Raw genomic sequence first — 18,492 nt, 5'->3', positions numbered from 1 at the left:
CAAATTTACAGTGCAGAGTACCGGCATCGTCCACAAACCGCACTGTTCCGCAAGTACCGCTTTCTACGGGACACAAGTCCTCCATGTGGTCAAGGCAAATTCGTGTTCCTTCGGGATATCTCTGCCTGAGCATTTCTATCTTCTTTTCGTTGTAAATCATATTACACCTCACATCGTCATTCCCATATCGGGTTCTTCGGTCATGTCATCGGTCTGACTACTGTTCATTTCTTCCTCCGTCTGCAAAAACCATTCGTCGGAACTCCAGAAGCTGACACAAATTTCTCCGTCGGGAGTTTTTATCGGTCTTTGCTCCAGACTCTCTCCTGCGCCGTCGCTTAGCTGCCCGGTACAATATTCACGGAAATCCTCAAGTTCATCTTCCGTAAGCTGACCGTGAACGTTTGCTGTGACCACTCCTACAAGTTCTCCGTCATGTTCTTCGACCGACATAAATGCAGAAAACACCTTTTGGTCGACTGAATTGCCCTTGTCATACCAGTTCATGAGACCCCGTTCTTTCTCCTCGGGCATTGTAAAATCTTCAATAAATCGGTTTATCTCCGATTTGTAAGCAGAAGCTTCATAGGAGGAGATTTTTTCGTATTCCTCATCAGACCAACATTCAGGTACTCTATTGATTTCAAGGGGACAGTAAAATTTCATTTCCTGCAAATGCGTCTGAATATGATTTTCGTACAACAGCTTTGCGTTTGGAATATACTGAGCGTATCTAGCGTAGGATGAGCCTTCAGCTTCGATCAGCAGACCGTCACCCTGATCCTCATCGTAGATCAGCAGACAATGATAAATATCATTGCTGTCACAGTACATCAAATCTGCGTTCTCAGCAATCAGGTCATTGTCCTGCAAGGGATGCCTTTTCAGATTATCAAACTCAGCATGAGAAACTGCTATCGCTTTCTCCACCGCACAGGACTTTGTCTTAAATTCTAACTCCTTGCGAAGCAGATTGGTGTTGATTATAAGTTTGTTGTTCATTGTGTTTCCTCCATTCGTTTTATTTTTCCTTTTTAATAGTATATCTGCCACATGGCTATCACGTCCTTCCTTGAGGAATAAAAAAAGACCGCTTTGTCGTTTATCACATTTCGTGATATTTGACAAAACAGCCTTCTAAACTTTGTGAATGTTTTTTTATAAAAAATCGGCAAGCTCAGAGCGAAATCTGCTCAAAGCTTGCCGATTTATTTGACAATATTCATTTGTCGAGGGTTCAAATCCTTCCAGTCGGTGAAAATCATGAAAAAGCATCCATGGTTTTACACTAAAATTTTTCGACTGAAAAACATGAAAAAAGCCCGTAAATACGGGCTTTTTGAGGTGAGCATCCATTTAGTCTCACCAATATGGTGCGGCAAACGGGACTTGAACCCGTACGTCAAGGACACACGCCCCTCAAACGTGCCTGTCTGCCAATTCCAGCACTGCCGCATTTGCTATTCTTTTCGCTGAACTCTTTCGTTTTGTTTGTGTTCCGTGTCATTCAGCTTAATTATTATAGCATTTATTTTTTCTATTGTCAAGGCTTTTTTTCAAAAAAATTCGACTATTTATAAATATACATACCGCATACTTATTTATATATGTTCAAGTTTCGCTATTGACAAATCAGTCAGGCGATATAACAGTTCTGTTGGGCTAGATATTCTAAACCAAAGCGGAAATTGAGCTGTTCCACCTATACAAAACAGTTTCACTCATTATGAATTTTTTCAACAAAAAAGGACTTCATTACGAAGTCCTTTAATTTTTTGTGTAAACTCAGGATTACTTGAGCTCAACAGAAGCGCCAGCAGCCTCAAGCTTTGTCTTGATCTCCTCAGCGTCAGCCTTTGAAGCACCTTCCTTGATAGCCTTAGGAGCACTCTCAACGAGTTCCTTAGACTCCTTAAGACCAAGACCTGTGATCTCCTTAACAGCCTTGATAACAGCCATCTTAGCATCGCCGAATGAAGTCAGAACTACGTCGAACTCTGTCTTCTCCTCAGCAGCAGCGCCAGCAGCACCAGCAGCTGGAGCAGCAGCAACAGCAGCTGTTACACCGAATTCTTCCTGGATAGCGTCAACAAGCTCTGAAAGCTCGAGAACGGAAAGTTTCTTGATCTCTTCTACAAAATTCATAATCTTCTCTGAAGCCATGATAAAAATCTCCTTTTTATTAAATAATTTTTCGGGTCAAAGCCCATTCGTTAAGCGGCATATAAATTATGCAGCCTCGTTGTCCTTGTCCACAACAGCCTGAAGTGTTGCGGCAAGCTTCTGGATAGGACCCTGAAGGGAACCAACCAGCTGTGCGAGCAGAGTTTCTCTTGAAGGGATCTTCGAGAGAGCCTTAACGCCTGCCTCGTCGTAAACGTCCTCACCAATGTAACCAGCCTTGAGGAAGAACTTTTCGTCCTTGCAGTCCTCAGCAAACTTACCGAGTATTCTTGCAGGAGCTGTCTGGTCGTCGTTAGAGATAGCGATAGCTGTTGTACCCTCGAGTACGTTTGTGATACCGTCAAGACCAGCTTCCTTAAGAGCAAATCTCAGGATAGTGTTCTTCTCAACGAAATAACTTACGCCAGCCTCTCTCAGCTCTTTTCTGAGCTTTGTATCCTCTTCAACAGTGATACCCTTGTAATCAACGAGTACGCCTGCAGCAGAGTTCTTGAGCATTTCAACGAGCTGTGCAACTCTTTCCTTCTTAGCGGACAATGTCTTTTCGCTTGGCATTTCAATTTCACCTCTTTGAACTAATTTACGCAAACCGTAAACTAACAAAAGAAAAAATCCCTTTCGTCGCAAGACAAAAGAGATACAAAGTCATAATTACTTTGCTATTCCTTTCCTCGGCTGGACTTCCGCAGTTTCCTGCTGCCAACTGTCTTTAGATACGAATGCTCTAATATTATAACAGACCCTTGACCTTTTGTCAAGAGCCTGTTATGCTTTTAATGTAAACTTTTTGTGAACTTAAATATTTATCTTATGCTTTGTATACTTGCTTGATATTTTAAGCCTTGCCACAGCCTTGTTAAGAGCCGCCTGCGTGTGATAATATTCTGAAATGCTCTGCTTCTGCCTGAGCTTCTCCTCAGCTCTCTCCTTGGCGGCTTCGGCACGCTTTTCGTCTATCTCCTCAGGACGTTCCACAGTGTCCGCAAGAAGCGTCACATATGACGGCATTATCTCCACAAAACCGTCGCTTACCACCGCATAGTGCCACTGGTCGCCCGTTCTGTAACGCAGCTCACCTGCGTTAAGACAGGTTATCATGGGCTGATGATTAGGCAGTATTCCGAAAGAGCCGTCCTGACCTGGGAATATAAGCTCGTCACATTCTCCCGAATAGAAAACGTGGTCGCTGGCAAGTATTTCAAGCTTGAATGTCTTTACCATTTCAGCTTCTCCTTTCGGTGAGGGTCATCACTCGTTTTCAAGCTGTTTAGCCTTTTCGATAACATCGTCGATAGTGCCTGCGTTAAGGAATGCAGCCTCCGGATATTCGTCCATTTCGCCGTCTATTATCTTCTTGAAGCCTCTGATCGTTTCTTTCAGAGGAACATATTTGCCCTCTATGCCTGTGAAGTTCTCTGCAACATGGAAAGGCTGTGAAAGGAATTTCTGTATCTTTCTTGCTCTGTAAACAGCCGTCTTGTCGGCGTCGTCAAGCTCTTCCATACCCAGGATAGAAATGATATCCTGAAGTTCCTTGTACTTCTGCAAAAGCTCCTGAGTCTTTCTTGCAACTTCGTAATGCTCCTGACCTACTACATCAGGTTCAAGTATTCTTGAAGTTGACTCCAGTGGGTCAACGGCAGGATAGATGCCCTGTTCAACTATCTTTCTTGAAAGCACCGTTGTTGCGTCAAGATGTGAGAACGTGATAGCAGGTGCAGGGTCTGTCAGGTCGTCCGCAGGGACGTATACAGCCTGAACAGATGTGATAGAGCCTTGCTTTGTTGAGGCGATACGCTCCTGCAAAGCGCCCATTTCGTTCGCAAGGGTAGGCTGATAACCAACGGCTGACGGCATTCTGCCAAGGAGTGCCGATACCTCAGAGCCTGCCTGAACAAATCTGAATATGTTGTCTATGAAAAGCAGTACGTCCTGATGTTCCTTATCTCTGAAATACTCAGCCATTGTAAGTCCTGTCTGAGCAACTCTCATTCTTGATCCTGGTGGCTCGTTCATCTGACCGAACACTAGGGCTGTCTTTTTGATAACGCCTGAGTCTGTCATTTCGTGCCAGAGGTCGTTGCCCTCTCTTGAACGCTCTCCAACGCCTGTGAATATGGAATATCCGCCATGCTCTGTGGCAACGTTTGTGATAAGCTCCTGAATAAGTACAGTTTTACCAACGCCTGCACCGCCGAACAGACCTATTTTACCGCCCTTTGCATATGGAGCAAGAAGGTCTATTACCTTTATGCCTGTTTCAAGGATCTCTGTTGCAGGTTTCTGATCTTCAAATTTTGGCGGCTCTCTGTGTATCTCCCAATAATCATCGGCCTTGACAGGCTCGCCGCCGTCAATGCTCTCACCAAGGACATTGAACATTCTTCCAAGGGTAGCGTCGCCTACAGGAACTTTTATGCAAGCGCCTGTGGCAGTGACCTCCATATCCTTTTCAAGTCCGTCGCTTGAAGCAAGCATGATAGCTCTGACAGTGTTGTTGCCAAGCTGCTGAGCCACTTCCATGACCTTTGTCTTGCCGTCAAGCTGTACAGTAAGAGCGTCCTTTATCATAGGTAGCTTGCCGTTTTCAAATTCAACGTCAACGACAGGTCCCATTATTTCAACGATCTTTCCTTTTTCCATTTTAATCTCAACACCTTTCCCGAAAGTCTTAACTCTCGTCCTTTTGAGCATTTGCTCCGCTGACGATCTCGGTTATCTCCTGTGTGATAGCCGCCTGTCTTGCTCGGTTATACTGCAATGACAGCTCCTTTATCATCTCCGAAGCACTTGTGGTAGCACCGCTCATGGCGGTCATTCTGGCATTCTGCTCACTGGAGAATGCCTCTACCAAAACGCCGAATATAAGACCTTTCATGTAGTTCGGCACAAGATGATCCATTACCTTTTCAGGACTTGGTCTGAACGTCACGATATCGTGATCCTGCTTTTGCAGAGGGTGTTCAAAGTCCTCACGCTCCAGCGGAAAAAGCTTGAGCATCTCAGGCTCCATATCCATGGAATTTATCATCTTGGTGTAAATAACATAAACCTCGTCAAGATATTTTCTCTCAAAAAGATCTGTGATAGTTTCGGCGATCGCCCTCGCCTTGTAAAGGGTAGGATTTTGAGCCGTGTAAAGGAACTCAGCGTCGATGGTCACGTTCTTTCTTGAAAAATAATGTCTTCCGATCTGTCCCACAACGAAAAGGCAGGTGTTCTTGTGCTTAGCCATTTCCTGCTCTGCAAGCTTTAAAACGTTGTGGTTATAAGCTCCTGCCAGACCCTTGTCGGCTGTTACCACTATGTAGCCTATCATTTTGTCCTCAGGCTTTTTCTCCTCACGCTGGTCGAAATACTTGTGCTCGAACTCAGGTGTGTGGAGCAGTATGTGGTGAATGGTAGATTGGAGCTTTTCAAAGTAAGGCTCGGTGTTTTCAAGCCTTTTCTTGGCTTTTTTCAGATTTGAGGAAGAGATAAGGTACATAGCGTTTGTGATCTTCATGATCTCGCTTACGCTTGCGATCCTTTCTCTTATCTCTCTCATTCCTGCCATGCCTTATGCCTCCTTTCGGTGCAGAGCCTTTATCTGCCCTGCTTAAATTCCTTTGCGGCAGCAACTATCTTTGCGTCAAGCTCGTCTGTCATGACCTTTTTGTCGTTTATCTCGGCAATTATATCGCTGTGATTTGCCTCAAAGTAGGAAAGCATATCGAGAGTGAATTTTCTTATCTCCTTAACAGGCACGTCAAGCAAAAGCTTGTGCTGTGCACAGCAGAGGATAATGACCTCCTCGTGCATTGAATAAGGGTGATAGAGCGGCTGTTTAAGTATCTCAACGAGCCTGTGACCATGGTCGAGAAGCTCCTGCGTTGTCTTATCAAGCTCAGAGCTGAACTGTGTGAACACTTCCATTTCTCTGAACTGGGCAAGGTCGATACGCAGATTGCCTGATACTTTCTTTACTATCTTGGTCTGTGCCGCACCGCCTACACGGGATACTGAAAGACCAACGTTTACAGCAGGTCTTACGCCTGAGAAGAACAGCTCTGTTTCAAGGAAGATCTGTCCGTCTGTGATAGAAATAACGTTTGTAGGGATATATGCGGAAACGTCGCCCGCCTGTGTTTCGATTATAGGCAGGGCAGTGATAGAACCGCCGCCGTGAGCGTCGTCAAGTCTGCATGAACGCTCCAGAAGTCTTGAATGAAGATAGAATACATCTCCAGGGTAAGCCTCACGTCCCGGAGAACGTTTCAGAAGCAGGCTCATTGCTCTGTATGCAACTGCGTGCTTTGAAAGGTCATCGTATACTATAAGAACGTCCTTGCCCTTATCCATGAAATATTCAGCCATTGCTGTGCCTGCGTATGGGCATATGTACTGCAAAGGCGCAAGGTCGCTGGCCATAGCTGTTACAACTATGGTATAATCCATAGCACCATGCTTTTTAAGATCCTCAACGAACTTTGCAACTGTGGAAGCTTTTTGTCCGATAGCCACATATACGCATATCATATCCTTGCCCTTTTGGTTAAGAATGGTATCAAGAGCAATGGAAGTTTTACCTGTCTGACGGTCGCCTATGATAAGCTCACGCTGACCTCTGCCGATAGGGAACATTGAGTCGATAGAAAGTATACCTGTTTCCAGAGGCACTGTAACAGACTTTCTGTTGCAAACGCCTGCGGCTTCACGTTCGATAGGGTAATAATCGTCATACTCTATCTCGCCCATGCCGTCGATAGGAGCGCCCAGAGCGTCAACAACTCTGCCCAGAAGCTTTTCGCCAACGCCGACACCTGCCCTTTTCTTTGTTCTGACTACCTTTGAACCTTCCGTAAGACCATGGTCAGAGCCAAGAAGAACGCAGCCGAGAGTTTTTCTCTCCACATTCTGAACTATTCCTTTAACGCCTGTTTCAAATTCAACAAGCTCACCATACATTGCATGATTAAGACCGTAAATATTTACGATACCGTCATTTATGGATATTATCCTGCCTGTTTCGTTGACCTGAGTTTTCGCCTCAAAGTCAGCTATCTCACTTTTAAGCACCGAGATAATATCGCTTCTGCTTGAACCTGCCAAGCCGTTCACCTCCCTGATATCCTGTTCTGCAAAGCTTTTATCATACCCTGAACGCTCTTGTCATACTCGACCCCGTTCACTTCAAGACGATAGCCGCCCATAAGGGCTTCGTCGGTATTCACTTCCAGCAGAACATCGCTCACGCCGTATTTCTTTTTCAGCGTTTCTTTTATTTTATCCGTCTGTGCCTTTTCAGGCGGGCAGACGCAGTAAAGCTCAGCTTTAAGTATATTTTTGCTTTTGAGGACTTCATCGTCATATGCGTCAAAAATGTCCATGATGTTATCCATGTGACCCCACTGACACATGACCTTGAGAAAGTTTCTCATGTCCTCAGGAAAAAGCCTGTCTATAACTTTTTCCTTTTCCTTTATTTCCACAGCAGGGCTTGCAAGAGCGTCCTTAAGCTCGTCACAGCTTTCAAAAAGCTCTCTTGAAGCCTTTACGCTCTCAGCCTTTGGCGAAAGCTCAAAAAGCACTCTGCCGCAGACTTCCTCGGGATAAAAGATCATTTGGCAGCACCTACCTCGGAGAGAAATTCATCAACAGTTTCTCTGTCGGAGTCGCCTCCCACATTTTTCTTAATGACCTTAGCAGCCGCCAGTATAGCAAGGTCTGCGATCTGGTATTTTGCGTCGTCCATAGCCTTTTCCTTTTCGTTTGCAATGGACTTTTCAGCTTCTTTCATTATCTTAGCAGACTCGGCTCTTGCATTTTCAAGCATAAGGTCGCATTCTCTGCCAGCCTGTGCTTTAGCCTTGTTTGTTATCTCAACAGCCTGACTGTGTGCGTCGGCTATCTCAGCTTCATAGTCAGCTTTTATTTTTTCAGCGTCCGCCTTAGCCTGTGCCGCACCGTCAAGGTCGCTTTGTATCTTTGCAGACCTCTCGTCCATCATTTTGCACACGGGCTTGAAAAGAAACTTTTTAAGGAGCAGATACAGTACCAGCAGATTTATTATTACCCATACCAAACTTATATCAAGACTTATCATAGCTATGCTCCTTTCATAAAGATGTTTTGTTTTATTACTTCAGGAAGAAGATGATAAGGATAGCTACGATAAGACCGTAAATAGCGGTCGCCTCTGCAAGTGCGCAGCCGAGAAGCAGCGAGCTTCTTATATCCTTTTTAGCTTCAGGCTGTCTTGCGATAGACTCTGTTGCCTTTCCTGTTGCAAGACCTATTCCGATACCTGCGCCTATACCTGTAATAACGGCTACAGCCGCACCAATTGCTACTAACATGATATATACCTCCGTTTTTATTCTTTTACTTTTCTACGCTTATTCTCTTACTTCAGGAAGAAGATGATAAGGATAGCTACGATAAGACCGTAGATAGCTGTTGCCTCTGCAAGTGCGCAGCCGAGAAGCAGTGAGCTTCTTATATCCTTTTTAGCCTCAGGCTGTCTTGCGATAGACTCTGTTGCTTTTCCTGTTGCAAGACCGATTCCGATACCTGCTCCTATTCCTGTAATAACGGCTACAGCCGCACCTATTGCTACTAACATAGATCATACCTCCGAATTTCTGTTATCTTAGTCGTCGTCCTCTATTGCTTCATTTATGAACAGGGACGTGAGGAACACGAAAACATATGCCTGAATGAAGCCGTCGAAAATATCAAAGTATGCCGAGAATGCCAGCGGTATCACTATCGGGCAAACGGCGTCGATAAGCTCCATGATGATATAAGACGCAAGCACGTTTCCGAAAAGTCGCATACAAAGCGACAGCGGTCTGATAACAAGCTCCATTACATTCAGCGGAGCGATTATCGCCACAGGTTTGGCAAAGCTTTTCAGCCAGCCCTTTGTTCCTTTTGCTCTTATTCCTGCAACCTCCACAAGCACAATGCTCATGATCGCAAGTCCTGCGGTAACATTCAAGTCTTTTGTAGGCGGTGTAAAGCCCAGCAGACCGATGATGTTCGCAAAGCCTATGTAGATAATGACAGTTGCAAGGAACGGAAAATACGCCATACCCTTTTCTCCAAGCTGTTCTCTGAAGAAATCTCTGAGAAAGCCTACGAATGATTCAAGCATCATCTGTTTCCTGTCAGGGATAAGTTTAAGGTTTCTTGTGAGAAGTATTGAAGCTATCACAAGTATCGCCATTATTATCCATGTTACCACGCAGGACACAGGAACGGGTATGCCTCCGAAAATCGGTATCCTGAAAGCTACTTTGTTTTGCATAGCCTCGGAAAGATTTTCGGAAATTCTCTCCAGCATTTTATCACCTCCAAAAAAATAAAACCAATAAGAATGCCAGCCTCATAAGGGTATAACAAGGTCTACACCGTTTACCCCCCAGCGGTCGAATGCAATCGTCATTGATTTTATCATGATAAAACTATTTTTTGTATGCGTCCCCCTATGGGCGCAGTGATGTAAGACTTGCTTTTTGTCTACGAATATATTATAATACAATCATAAGCATATGTCAAATAGATATTTTCTATTGTAAACATACTCATAGTGTATGGATAGAGAGGAGAGGAACGGTTTATGAGAGAGATAAATTTCGAGCATTATAAGATATTCTATTATGTGGCAAAGTTCCAGAACATAACAATGGCGGCGAACTATCTGTTTTTGTCGCAGCCGAGCATAAGCCGATGCGTAAAAAATCTTGAGGACGAGCTTGGGTGTAAGCTTTTTGTGCGGTCAAAAAAAGGTGTAGAGCTGACAACGGGCGGAGAGATGCTCTTTAAGCATATATCCATAGCCTGCAAGCATATATTCTCGGCAGAGGAGGAGCTTGCGCTGATAAGCGAGCGTGACAGGGCGATAGTAAGGCTTGGAGGAAGCGAGGTGGCACTGCAAAGCTTTCTTATCGACCGAATAGTAGAGTTTCACAGAGAACACCCGAAGATACAGATAAAGATAGACAGTATGTCCACCCCTGACGCTATAGAAGCGTTGAGGGCAAATCTAATAGACGTGGCGGTAGTTACCTCGCCGTTTGCAGACAAAACGGGGCTTAACATAAATGTGATAAAGAAGCTTCAGGATATCGTTGCCGCAGGAAACGGTTTTTCCTATCTTAAAGACAAGGAGATATCCCTGCATGAGCTTGTGAAATATCCTCTTATCTGTCTTAAAAACACCACCACCACCCGAAACTATCTTGACCATATATTCAGACAGCACAACCTGCTGTTAAGACCTGATATTGAGCTTACGTCCATAAACTTTGTAATGCCAATGGTAAAGAACAATCTTGGCATAGGCTTCATGCAGTATGCGACCACCAAGGCGGAGATAGAGGCAGGGAACATTTTCAGAGTGAACACAAAAGAGCAGATACCGCCAAGGAGCATATGTGCGGTGACGGCTTCCCAGTATGAAACTCCGGAGCCTGTGCAGAGGTTTATAGACAGCCTGCTTGAAAAGGAGAGCGTGAATATATAAAAGCAATTTGGGGCGTTGGTGACAGCGTCCTTTTTGTGCTATAGAATAGAAAAAGCGGTGCAGAGTTTTACGCTCCGACACCGCTTTGTTTTGCTTTTTACAGCTCCATTATATATTTTTCCGCAGAAGAAAGTGCGTTTGCACCGTCTGCCGCTGCTGTTATTACCTGCCTGAGAGGTGTAGTACGGACATCTCCTGCCACAAAAAGACCCTTTGCAGTGGTGATCCCGTCCTCGCCAGCTTTCACATATCCGCTTTCGTCAAGCTCGCAAACGCCCTCTAAAGCTTGTGTATTCGGCACGCTTCCGATTGCGCAGAACACTCCATCCACGGCAATGTTCTTTTCCTCGCCGTTTTGCGTATAGGTAACGCCCTCTGCGTTCTCGCCGCCTGTTACCTCTTTTATAACTGCACTCATAACAGGCACGATATTATCTGTTTCAGCGACCTTTTTCTGCAAAGCTTTATTTGCTCTGAACTCGTCACGTCTGTGGATAAGGTAAACAGTTTTTGCAAGCTTTGAAAGATAAAGTGCGTCGCCAAGTGCAGTATCTCCTCCGCCCACAACAGCCACAACTTTATCCTTATAGAAGAAGCCGTCGCACACTGCGCAGTAAGAAATGCGCTGTTTCTCACCGCCTGCCACGGCAAGATGGCGATATGAAGTGCCTGCGGTGTAAATAACCGTTTTTCCTTCTTTTACAGAGCCGTCCTTGAATATGACCTTCCAGCCCTCGGCTGTTTTCTCAAAGCTTTCAGCTTCGCCCTCGTAAAACTCAGCACCAAGAGTTTCAGCCTGTTCTCTGAACTTTTCTCCAAGGTCATAGCCGTTTATGCCGTAAAGACCCGGGTAGTTCTCAACTCTGTCTGTTACAGATATCTGCCCTGTACCCATGTAGTCCTTTTCGCACACCAGTGCGGAAAGCATTGCTCTGCCTGCATATATCGCCGCAGTAAGCCCCGCAGGACCACTGCCTATTATTATAACGTCATACATAAAAACACATCCTTTATATATAGTATACACTCTCTGTCCCTAATTATAAAATGAAAACCGACTTTTGTCAATCAGATATAATACATAGGCTCTGAAACGTTCTCTACTGACTCTTTATTATAGAAGTCAACGAGCTGTCTGAGGGTGATAGACTCAGTGTAGCTTTTCAGCTTTTTCTCTAATCTCAGCCATATATAATCGTCAAGCACCTGTGCAAATTCTGTGTTTTCGTCATTTACTACCGCAACATCGCTTCCAAGCACCGATGGGTCGAGAGCGTCGATTATTTCTTTGAGTGTTATCTTCTCTGGCTTTTTGTTGAGTATATATCCGCCCCTAGAGCCTTTTATGCCTTTTATGAGCCTTGCCTGCCTCAGAGAAGTAAGCACCTGCTCAAGATATTTTCCTGAAAGTCCACGTCTTTCTGCCACGCTGTATACTGTCACTGTTTCGCCGTTTTCTGAGTTCATTGCAATGTCTGCAATGGCAATTATGCCACATTCTACTTTTGTTGAAATTTTCATTTCTGCACCTCCCTTAGCAAACAAATATTGTCTGCTCTCATGCTTTTTATACTTGTCCTATTATTCATAGTAATCCTATCAACATAATATATTTTATACTTTTTTGAGCAAACTGTCAAGAGTTTTCATAAAAATAAGGGCATATTTTAAAAGAAATGTTAAATCTATAGTAATCCTATTGACTTTATATGATTTATGTTGTATAATATCTACAGTAACAAAGAACATCGCACCTTGACAGGCTTGCGGTGATAGCTATATAATAAGAAAACAGGGGGCGTTTCCTTTGAAATTCAATACAAAATTGCTCCATGGCGGATTTGGACCTGAGAAAACAACAGGCTCAACGCTCACTCCCATATATCAGGTGAGTGCCTTTGCGCAGGAGTCGGCTGAGCAGCTTGAAAAAGTATTCAATAATAAAGCACCGGGATATGCTTACACAAGAATAAGCAACCCGACAGTGGCGGCTTTTGAGAACCGAATGAATACACTTGAAAAAGGTGTTGGCGCAGTGGCGTGTTCATCAGGCATGGCGGCTGTTACAATGTCGCTTCTGAACATTCTTGAAGCAGGGGACGAGATAATATGCGGCGCAGGTCTTTTCGGTGGCACTATCGACCTTTTCGGCGACCTTGCGGCATTCGGTATCAAGACCAAGTTCGTAAAGCACGCTACAAAAGAGGAAATAGCCCCTATTATAAATAGTAAGACCAAAGCGGTCTTTGCTGAGCTTATCGGAAACCCTAATCTTGAAATAGTTGATATAAAGTCGGTGGCTGACCTTGCCCATGAAAACGGCACAGTGTTTATTCTTGACAGCACAACGGCTACACCTTATCTTATAAATCCATTTGACTACGGTGCTGATATTGTGGTACATTCCACGTCAAAGTATATAAACGGCGGTGGAAATTCCATAAGCGGCGTTATAATCGACAGCGGAAACTTCAAATGGGATTATGATAAGTTCAAGGGTCTGGCTGAGTATAAAAAGTTCGGGAAGTTTGCTTATATCGCAAAGCTGAGAAACGGCATATGGAGAAACGTTGGCGGCTGTCTTGCTCCAATGAACGCATTTATGAACAGCGTGGGACTTGAAACACTGGGTCTTAGAATGGAGCGATGTTGCCATAACGCTTTGAAGCTTGCGGAGTTCTTTGAAAGCTGTGAGGGCATTGAAGTGAACTATCCTGCACTGAAAGCCAGCCCGTTCTATGACCTTTGTCAGGAAGAACTTGGCGGCAAGGGCGGTGCTATACTCACCATAAGAGCAGGTTCAAAGGAAAGAGCCTTCAAGCTTATAAACGGCTTGAAGCTTGCAACAAATGCAACTAATATCGGAGATACAAGAACGCTCGTTATACACCCTGCAAGTACGATCTACGCCCACGGCAGTGAGGAGCAGAAGATAAACGCAGGCGTGTTCGGCGACACAATCAGGATAAGCGTCGGAATAGAGGACGCATCGGATCTGATCGAGGACTTTAAACAGTCCATAGAAAAACTTTAGGAGGAATTTACTATGGCAGTTGACTACGCAACACTTAAAAAAGGCGGTTTCATGCGCCAGAAGCAGAAGAATAATTTTTCACTTAGACTTAGAGTTGTGGGCGGAAACCTTACGGCAAAACAGCTTGCAACTATTGCAGAGGTGTCTGATAAATACGGCGAGGGCTATGTTCATCTTACATCACGTCAGAGCGTTGAGATACCTTTTATAAAGGTTGACGATATCGACGAGGTAAAGGCGGCTCTTGCAAAGGGTGACACAGAACCGGGCGTTTGCGGACCGAGAGTAAGAACTATCACAGCCTGTCAGGGTGCTGCGGTCTGTCCAAGCGGCTGTATAGATACATACTCTCTTGCAAAGGAGCTTGACGAAAGATATTTCGCAAGGGAGCTTCCTCACAAGTTCAAGTTCGGCATCACAGGCTGTCAGAACAACTGCCTTAAAGCGGAAGAAAATGACGTTGGTATCAAGGGTGGCATAAAGGTTGAGTGGCGTGAAGCTGATTGTATCGGCTGTGGCGTGTGCGTAAAGGCTTGCCGTCAGGGCGCACTTACAATGGAGGACGGAAAGATAGTCCTTGACAAAGAAAAGTGCAACTTCTGCGGACGCTGTTTTAAGGCTTGTCCTACAGAAGCGTGGGATACTATCCACGGCTATATAGTTTCATTCGGTGGACTTTTCGGCAACCATATCAACAAGGGCGAAACTGTTATCCCATTTATCGAGGATAAGGAAACTCTTATGAAGATATGTGACGCAGCGATACAGTTCTTTGACGATAACGCAAAAGCTGGCGAAAGATTCAAGTTCACTATCGACAGAGTGGGCAGAGAGAAATTTACAAATACTATACTGGAGGTTTATAACAATGGCTGATTTTAAAATAGACGATACAGTGGACATCACCACAGTGGTTTGCCCGACAACATTCGTTAAGGCAAAGGTAGCTCTCGAGGAGCTTGACGACGGACAGATTCTTTCCATTAAAATGAATGACGGCGAGCCTGTTCAGAACGTTCCAAGAAGCATTAAAGAAGAGGGTCACAAGATATTGAAGCTCATTGACAATGAGGACGGCACTTATGACCTTATCGTACAAAAGGTGGGAGATTAATGTCAGTAAGAGCAAATAAGGATACTTTCGAGAGCGAGATAAACGAGGCAGGAAAGCTTGTTATCGCAGATTTCTATTCAGATTCCTGCGTTCCATGTAAGCGAATGTCACCGCTTCTTGCAGAAACTGAGGAGGAAGACCCGGAGGGCATAAAGCTTGTGAAGCTCAACATCAACTTTGACGGGGAAACTGCTCAGAAGTATAATGTCACAAGCGTTCCGACACTTGTGTTCTTCAAGGACGGAGCAGAAAAAGCAAGACTTACGGGAGCTGTAAAGAAAGCACAGCTCACCGAAACAATAAATTCAATAGATTAAGGAGAAATGTATCATGACTATAACAGTAGCAGGCAATAAAAAGGACGTTGCAGAGGGACTTACAGTGGCACAGCTCGTTATCGACGAGAATGTTGAAACACCACAGTACGTTACAGTAACTATCAATGACGAATTTGTAGAGAGCGGTGCTTTTGAAAGCACAGTTCTTAAAGACGGCGACGTTGTAGAATTTCTTTACTTCATGGGAGGCGGACAGTAATGGCATTTACAGACGAACAGCTTGAGCGTTACTCACGCCACATCATTCTTAAAGAAGTTGGCGCAAAGGGACAGAAAAAACTTCTTAACGCAAAGGTTCTTATCATAGGCGCAGGCGGACTTGGCGCACCAGCCGCTATGTATCTTGCTGCAGCAGGCGTTGGCACTATCGGCATTGCAGACGCGGACGAGGTAGATCTCTCAAATCTGCAAAGACAGATCATCCACACAACTCAGGACGTTGGCAAGGCAAAGGTTCTTTCCGCAAAGGAAACAATGGAGGCTATCAACCCTGACGTTAAGGTGAATACATATCGCACCTTTATCGACAGCGAGAACATCATGGATATAATCAAGGACTATGATTTCGTTATCGACGGCACTGACAATTTTCCGGCAAAGTTCCTTATTAATGACGCCTGCGTAATGGCTAAAAAGCCATTTTCACACGCCGGTATCATCAGATTTAAGGGTCAGCTCATGACCTATGTTCCAGGTCAGGGACCATGCTATAGATGTGTGTTCAAGAACCCACCTCCGAAGGACGCTGTTCCTACTTGCAAGCAGGCAGGCGTTATCGGTGCAATGGGCGGTGTTATAGGAAGTTTGCAGGCAATGGAAGCTATCAAGTATATCCTTGGTGTTGGAGAGCTTCTCACAGGTTATCTGCTTACTTATGACGCACTTAAAATGGATTTCAGAAAGGTAAAGCTCCCTCAGGATACAAAGGGCTGTGCAGTATGCGGCGAGCACCCTACTATCACAGAGCTTATCGACTATGAACAGGCAGAATGTGACGGTGTACATCTATGATAAAACTAAGCAAAAGCGATTATGAAAAGATACTGCACCACGCTGAAAGCGAGCTTCCAAACGAAGCCTGCGGTCTTATCGGCGGAGTAAAAGAGGGCAGTGACAAGATAATAAAAAAGGTCTATCTTCTCACGAACATAGACCACTCAAACGAGCATTTTTCTCTTGACCCTAAAGAGCAGCTTGCTGCTATCAAGGATATGAGAGCAGAGGGACTTGTTCCTCTGGGCAACTGGCACTCACACCCTGAGTCACCTTCTCGTCCTTCTGATGAGGATAAAAGGCTTGCTTATGACAAGACAGCAAGCTATATGATACTCTCACTTATGAACAAAGATGAGCCTGTGCTCAATTCTTTCCATATCGAGGGAACGGATTCCACAAAAGAGGAACTTGTAATAGAATAAGGGCATAAATAAAAGCAGTACCCGTGAAAAGGTACTGCTCTTTGTGTTTATCAGCTTATGAAGCCTTTGCGCTCTTTCTGACCTCTGTGTAGCCTGCCGGTGAAGGTATCTCGTAATCGTCTGTGGAGTTTATGGCTCTCATCATGCCTTCGATAAGGTCAGGCTGTGTGATAGTGTAGTCAAATCTGTTTATGATGCCAAAGCCCTTGTTGCCGTTGTAGCCATTGTCCCAGTATACACAAACAATGCCGTTTTTTTTTGCCGCCTTGATAAGATATTCAGCCCAGTAGCGTCTGAACTCATTGTAGTCTGCAAACTTTTCTGTCTTGTCCTGTGCGCCAAATTCGCCGATAACAACAGGATAACCTTGACTTACAAACTTCTCGTTAAGAAGTGCCATTTGGCTGTCAACATAATCCTCCTGACCCCAGTTGTCATAATTCTTTACCGCATATTTGCCCCACTGAGTTTTTGCGGTCTTGTTCTCGTCAATAGTGAAATTGAATGGGTCATAATAGTGAACGGATATCATGATACGCTTGCCGTCAGCCTTGCAGCCGTTGTCGGTCGGTATCTTGAAATTGTAATCATCACCTGCTGTGTATTCGATATTGGTGTTCCAACCAGGGAGAAGTAGCCAGCGTTTTTCATTGTTCGAGCCTGTTGCTCTCACTGAGTCAACAAATATCTGATTGTATGCGTTGATGTTATCATATGCTTTTTCGTCAGGCTTGCCGTAATCGTTGTTGAATTCCTCATTCATGGACTCGAAGATAAGGTGCTGGTCATAGTCCTTGAAACGGTCTGCTATCTGAGTCCAAACCTTGCTGTACTTGTCCTTTATCTCGGTCTGCTTATCATCGTCTTCAGCACAAAGCAACCAACTGTGGTCAACAGTGTAATATCCGTCACCGTGCATATTCACTATAGCGAACATATCGTTGTCAACAACATAGTCAACGACCTCCTGAACTCTGTCCAGCCAGTCAGTGTCTATCTTGTAGTCAGGACCGTCTCCTATCATGTCAAGATAAGAAACAGGTATTCTTACTGTCTTGAAGCCCTGCGCCTTGACAGTGTCGATAAGCTCTTTGGTTATCTCAGGGTTGCCCCAGCAAGTTTCGCTGGGAAGTCCGCCGCTGGAAGCTTCAAGCTGATTGCCTAAGTTCCAGCCAAGCCCCATGGCTTCTGTTATCTGTGTCTGGTCAAGCTCTGTCCACTTCTTTGCTGTGTCTTTTGCCTCGCTGTCGGAGTTTTTTCCGCAGCCTGCCACAGCCGCTGTCATGACTCCTGCCAGCAGCAGAGCCGCAGCTCTCGATATGAATTTTCTCATTTTTATATAACCTCTTTTCTTTTTGCGTATGTAAACGATTAACGCTAATGACTATTATAGCACACTGCACAAATTTTTTCAATAGTGAAAAGAAAATTTTATTATGTGGTTGTGTAGTGCTACAATAGATATTGGACAAAATTAAGAAAAAAGAAAAGAGAGATAGGCAAAAATCTGATAAAATAAAGTTACCACACAAATACAAATCAGAAAGGAAGCCTATCTCTCATGAATAGTATAACACAAGATATGAAGTTTCGTCAATCCTTAATGAATTACGCAAAGAAATATGGAGTGAGCCGAGCGAGCAGAAAATACAATAAATCACGTTCATATATATATTTCTGGCTGAAACGCTGGGACGGAAGTGTGGAGTCCCTTGCAGTTAAATCACGCCGACCGCATCATCATCCCAATGAGCATACCAAGGAAGAAATAGATCTTATCAAAAGGTATCACAAACGGAACCCGACACTTGAGCTTCCCGAACTATGGCATCGTCTCAGGAAACAAGGGTATACACGCTGTCTTGAAAGTCTTTACAGGGTTATGAAAAAACTAG

At 44.5% G+C, this 18,492-nt stretch carries 24 protein-coding genes, 1 tRNA gene, 1 pseudogene and 1 other annotated feature; of the genes and pseudogenes, 9 read left to right on the top strand and 17 right to left on the bottom strand.

Annotated features, from left to right (window positions below):
* From WS40_RS11745 to WS40_RS08440, 14 genes are all read right to left on the bottom strand, one after another.
* Window positions 1-160: DUF4314 domain-containing protein (locus WS40_RS11745; RefSeq protein WP_442973538.1), on the bottom strand; the 160-nt coding region annotated here is incomplete at its 3' end.
* Between the two features lie 8 nt (window positions 161-168).
* Window positions 169-1,002 (bottom strand): DUF6329 domain-containing protein, encoded by an 834-nt coding sequence (locus WS40_RS11570; RefSeq protein ID WP_117865175.1) that lies wholly within the window; start codon window positions 1,000-1,002, stop codon window positions 169-171.
* Between the two features lie 369 nt (window positions 1,003-1,371).
* A tRNA-Leu gene (locus tag WS40_RS08495) sits at window positions 1,372-1,455 on the bottom strand.
* 336 nt (window positions 1,456-1,791) lie between these two features.
* Window positions 1,792-2,163 carry a 50S ribosomal protein L7/L12 gene (gene rplL / locus WS40_RS08490; protein WP_022288201.1) on the bottom strand — a complete coding sequence of 124 codons (372 nt, stop codon included), beginning with the start codon at window positions 2,161-2,163 and terminating at the stop codon, window positions 1,792-1,794.
* Between the two features lie 66 nt (window positions 2,164-2,229).
* Window positions 2,230-2,739: a 50S ribosomal protein L10 gene (gene rplJ / locus WS40_RS08485; protein WP_022288200.1), complete on the bottom strand. Its 510-nt coding sequence runs from the start codon at window positions 2,737-2,739 to the stop codon at window positions 2,230-2,232.
* A 42-nt stretch (window positions 2,740-2,781) separates the two neighbouring features.
* Window positions 2,782-2,915 (bottom strand) — a sequence feature (ribosomal protein L10 leader region).
* Window positions 2,916-2,979: 64 nt separating this feature from the next.
* Entirely contained in the window at window positions 2,980-3,405 is a 426-nt protein-coding gene (locus tag WS40_RS08480) for a F0F1 ATP synthase subunit epsilon (protein WP_046441678.1), read from the bottom strand.
* Between the two features lie 27 nt (window positions 3,406-3,432).
* On the bottom strand, window positions 3,433-4,827 hold the full coding sequence (gene atpD / locus WS40_RS08475) for a F0F1 ATP synthase subunit beta (RefSeq protein ID WP_022288198.1): 1,395 nt from the start codon (window positions 4,825-4,827) through the stop codon (window positions 3,433-3,435).
* Between the two features lie 28 nt (window positions 4,828-4,855).
* The gene (gene atpG, locus WS40_RS08470; RefSeq protein WP_046441677.1) at window positions 4,856-5,740 is read right to left on the bottom strand and encodes an ATP synthase F1 subunit gamma; all 885 of its coding nucleotides are present in this window, start codon (window positions 5,738-5,740) and stop codon (window positions 4,856-4,858) included.
* Between the two features lie 29 nt (window positions 5,741-5,769).
* Window positions 5,770-7,275, bottom strand: coding sequence for a F0F1 ATP synthase subunit alpha (gene atpA / locus WS40_RS08465; protein WP_038672507.1), 1,506 nt, complete (start codon window positions 7,273-7,275; stop codon window positions 5,770-5,772).
* Between the two features lie 5 nt (window positions 7,276-7,280).
* The gene (atpH, locus tag WS40_RS08460) at window positions 7,281-7,787 is read right to left on the bottom strand and encodes an ATP synthase F1 subunit delta (protein ID WP_038672505.1); all 507 of its coding nucleotides are present in this window, start codon (window positions 7,785-7,787) and stop codon (window positions 7,281-7,283) included.
* Window positions 7,784-8,269 carry a F0F1 ATP synthase subunit B gene (atpF, locus tag WS40_RS08455; RefSeq protein ID WP_046441676.1) on the bottom strand — a complete coding sequence of 162 codons (486 nt, stop codon included), beginning with the start codon at window positions 8,267-8,269 and terminating at the stop codon, window positions 7,784-7,786. The genes atpH and atpF overlap by 4 nt, the downstream gene beginning before the upstream one ends.
* Before the next feature lie 34 nt (window positions 8,270-8,303).
* Entirely contained in the window at window positions 8,304-8,522 is a 219-nt protein-coding gene (gene atpE, locus WS40_RS08450) for an ATP synthase F0 subunit C (protein WP_022288193.1), read from the bottom strand.
* 47 nt (window positions 8,523-8,569) lie between these two features.
* Complete coding sequence (gene atpE, locus WS40_RS08445) at window positions 8,570-8,788, bottom strand: ATP synthase F0 subunit C (RefSeq protein WP_022288193.1); 219 nt, start codon at window positions 8,786-8,788, stop codon at window positions 8,570-8,572.
* Window positions 8,789-8,815: 27 nt separating this feature from the next.
* A complete protein-coding gene (locus WS40_RS08440; RefSeq protein ID WP_022288191.1) occupies window positions 8,816-9,511 on the bottom strand; it encodes a F0F1 ATP synthase subunit A in 696 nt (231 codons plus the stop codon).
* Between the two features lie 276 nt (window positions 9,512-9,787).
* On the opposite strand from WS40_RS08440, the gene WS40_RS08435 reads away from it, so the two are divergent.
* Window positions 9,788-10,693 (top strand): LysR family transcriptional regulator, encoded by a 906-nt coding sequence (locus WS40_RS08435; protein ID WP_022288190.1) that lies wholly within the window; start codon window positions 9,788-9,790, stop codon window positions 10,691-10,693.
* Between the two features lie 97 nt (window positions 10,694-10,790).
* Here the strand turns inward: WS40_RS08435 and WS40_RS08430 are convergent, their stop codons facing one another.
* Entirely contained in the window at window positions 10,791-11,690 is a 900-nt protein-coding gene (locus WS40_RS08430; protein WP_046441675.1) for an NAD(P)/FAD-dependent oxidoreductase, read from the bottom strand.
* 71 nt (window positions 11,691-11,761) lie between these two features.
* Window positions 11,762-12,214 (bottom strand): Rrf2 family transcriptional regulator, encoded by a 453-nt coding sequence (locus WS40_RS08425; RefSeq protein ID WP_046441674.1) that lies wholly within the window; start codon window positions 12,212-12,214, stop codon window positions 11,762-11,764.
* A gap of 286 nt (window positions 12,215-12,500) precedes the next feature.
* On the opposite strand from WS40_RS08425, the gene WS40_RS08420 reads away from it, so the two are divergent.
* From WS40_RS08420 to WS40_RS08390, 7 genes are read left to right on the top strand one after another with little or no spacing between them, the layout of a single operon-like run.
* A complete protein-coding gene (locus WS40_RS08420; protein ID WP_046441673.1) occupies window positions 12,501-13,727 on the top strand; it encodes an O-acetylhomoserine aminocarboxypropyltransferase/cysteine synthase family protein in 1,227 nt (408 codons plus the stop codon).
* 12 nt (window positions 13,728-13,739) lie between these two features.
* Entirely contained in the window at window positions 13,740-14,603 is an 864-nt protein-coding gene (locus WS40_RS08415) for a 4Fe-4S binding protein (RefSeq protein WP_046441672.1), read from the top strand.
* A complete protein-coding gene (locus WS40_RS08410) occupies window positions 14,596-14,841 on the top strand; it encodes a sulfurtransferase TusA family protein (RefSeq protein ID WP_022288185.1) in 246 nt (81 codons plus the stop codon). Before WS40_RS08415 ends, WS40_RS08410 begins: the two co-directional genes overlap by 8 nt.
* On the top strand, window positions 14,841-15,158 hold the full coding sequence (locus WS40_RS08405; RefSeq protein ID WP_046441671.1) for a thioredoxin family protein: 318 nt from the start codon (window positions 14,841-14,843) through the stop codon (window positions 15,156-15,158). Before WS40_RS08410 ends, WS40_RS08405 begins: the two co-directional genes overlap by 1 nt.
* Before the next feature lie 13 nt (window positions 15,159-15,171).
* Entirely contained in the window at window positions 15,172-15,378 is a 207-nt protein-coding gene (gene thiS, locus WS40_RS08400) for a sulfur carrier protein ThiS (RefSeq protein WP_022288183.1), read from the top strand.
* On the top strand, window positions 15,378-16,190 hold the full coding sequence (thiF, locus tag WS40_RS08395) for a thiazole biosynthesis adenylyltransferase ThiF (protein ID WP_046441670.1): 813 nt from the start codon (window positions 15,378-15,380) through the stop codon (window positions 16,188-16,190). Before thiS ends, thiF begins: the two co-directional genes overlap by 1 nt.
* Window positions 16,187-16,597, top strand: coding sequence for a M67 family metallopeptidase (locus tag WS40_RS08390; RefSeq protein ID WP_038672490.1), 411 nt, complete (start codon window positions 16,187-16,189; stop codon window positions 16,595-16,597). The genes thiF and WS40_RS08390 overlap by 4 nt, the downstream gene beginning before the upstream one ends.
* 55 nt (window positions 16,598-16,652) lie before the next feature.
* Here the strand turns inward: WS40_RS08390 and WS40_RS08385 are convergent, their stop codons facing one another.
* Window positions 16,653-17,930 carry a glycoside hydrolase family 5 protein gene (locus tag WS40_RS08385; RefSeq protein ID WP_325208496.1) on the bottom strand — a complete coding sequence of 426 codons (1,278 nt, stop codon included), beginning with the start codon at window positions 17,928-17,930 and terminating at the stop codon, window positions 16,653-16,655.
* A gap of 270 nt (window positions 17,931-18,200) precedes the next feature.
* Here WS40_RS08385 and WS40_RS08380 point away from each other — a divergent pair.
* A pseudogene (locus WS40_RS08380) lies at window positions 18,201-18,492 on the top strand (IS481 family transposase); the annotation flags it as partial.

This window comes from Ruminococcus sp. N15.MGS-57, assembly GCF_000980385.1.
In the GTDB taxonomy this organism is placed as follows: domain Bacteria; phylum Bacillota; class Clostridia; order Oscillospirales; family Ruminococcaceae; genus Hominimerdicola; species Hominimerdicola aceti.
This window is presented reverse-complemented; position numbering and strand designations above follow the sequence as displayed.

What these genes read in the sequence shown, in the direction of transcription:
- WS40_RS08435 (WP_022288190.1), top strand. Translation starts at nt 9,788, where the DNA reads ATGAGAGAGATAAATTTCGAGCATTATAAGATATTCTATTATGTGGCA.
- atpE (WP_022288193.1), bottom strand. Translation starts at nt 8,788, where the DNA reads ATGTTAGTAGCAATAGGTGCGGCTGTAGCCGTTATTACAGGAATAGGA.
- WS40_RS08410 (WP_022288185.1), top strand. Translation starts at nt 14,596, where the DNA reads ATGGCTGATTTTAAAATAGACGATACAGTGGACATCACCACAGTGGTT.
- rplJ (WP_022288200.1), bottom strand. Translation starts at nt 2,739, where the DNA reads ATGCCAAGCGAAAAGACATTGTCCGCTAAGAAGGAAAGAGTTGCACAG.
- rplL (WP_022288201.1), bottom strand. Translation starts at nt 2,163, where the DNA reads ATGGCTTCAGAGAAGATTATGAATTTTGTAGAAGAGATCAAGAAACTT.
- atpD (WP_022288198.1), bottom strand. Translation starts at nt 4,827, where the DNA reads ATGGAAAAAGGAAAGATCGTTGAAATAATGGGACCTGTCGTTGACGTT.
- WS40_RS08405 (WP_046441671.1), top strand. Translation starts at nt 14,841, where the DNA reads ATGTCAGTAAGAGCAAATAAGGATACTTTCGAGAGCGAGATAAACGAG.
- WS40_RS08425 (WP_046441674.1), bottom strand. Translation starts at nt 12,214, where the DNA reads ATGAAAATTTCAACAAAAGTAGAATGTGGCATAATTGCCATTGCAGAC.
- WS40_RS11570 (WP_117865175.1), bottom strand. Translation starts at nt 1,002, where the DNA reads ATGAACAACAAACTTATAATCAACACCAATCTGCTTCGCAAGGAGTTA.
- WS40_RS08385 (WP_325208496.1), bottom strand. Translation starts at nt 17,930, where the DNA reads ATGAGAAAATTCATATCGAGAGCTGCGGCTCTGCTGCTGGCAGGAGTC.
- atpE (WP_022288193.1), bottom strand. Translation starts at nt 8,522, where the DNA reads ATGTTAGTAGCAATTGGTGCGGCTGTAGCCGTTATTACAGGTATAGGC.
- atpH (WP_038672505.1), bottom strand. Translation starts at nt 7,787, where the DNA reads ATGATCTTTTATCCCGAGGAAGTCTGCGGCAGAGTGCTTTTTGAGCTT.
- WS40_RS08390 (WP_038672490.1), top strand. Translation starts at nt 16,187, where the DNA reads ATGATAAAACTAAGCAAAAGCGATTATGAAAAGATACTGCACCACGCT.
- thiS (WP_022288183.1), top strand. Translation starts at nt 15,172, where the DNA reads ATGACTATAACAGTAGCAGGCAATAAAAAGGACGTTGCAGAGGGACTT.
- atpF (WP_046441676.1), bottom strand. Translation starts at nt 8,269, where the DNA reads ATGATAAGTCTTGATATAAGTTTGGTATGGGTAATAATAAATCTGCTG.
- WS40_RS08440 (WP_022288191.1), bottom strand. Translation starts at nt 9,511, where the DNA reads ATGCTGGAGAGAATTTCCGAAAATCTTTCCGAGGCTATGCAAAACAAA.
- atpG (WP_046441677.1), bottom strand. Translation starts at nt 5,740, where the DNA reads ATGGCAGGAATGAGAGAGATAAGAGAAAGGATCGCAAGCGTAAGCGAG.
- WS40_RS08480 (WP_046441678.1), bottom strand. Translation starts at nt 3,405, where the DNA reads ATGGTAAAGACATTCAAGCTTGAAATACTTGCCAGCGACCACGTTTTC.
- thiF (WP_046441670.1), top strand. Translation starts at nt 15,378, where the DNA reads ATGGCATTTACAGACGAACAGCTTGAGCGTTACTCACGCCACATCATT.
- WS40_RS08430 (WP_046441675.1), bottom strand. Translation starts at nt 11,690, where the DNA reads ATGTATGACGTTATAATAATAGGCAGTGGTCCTGCGGGGCTTACTGCG.
- WS40_RS08415 (WP_046441672.1), top strand. Translation starts at nt 13,740, where the DNA reads ATGGCAGTTGACTACGCAACACTTAAAAAAGGCGGTTTCATGCGCCAG.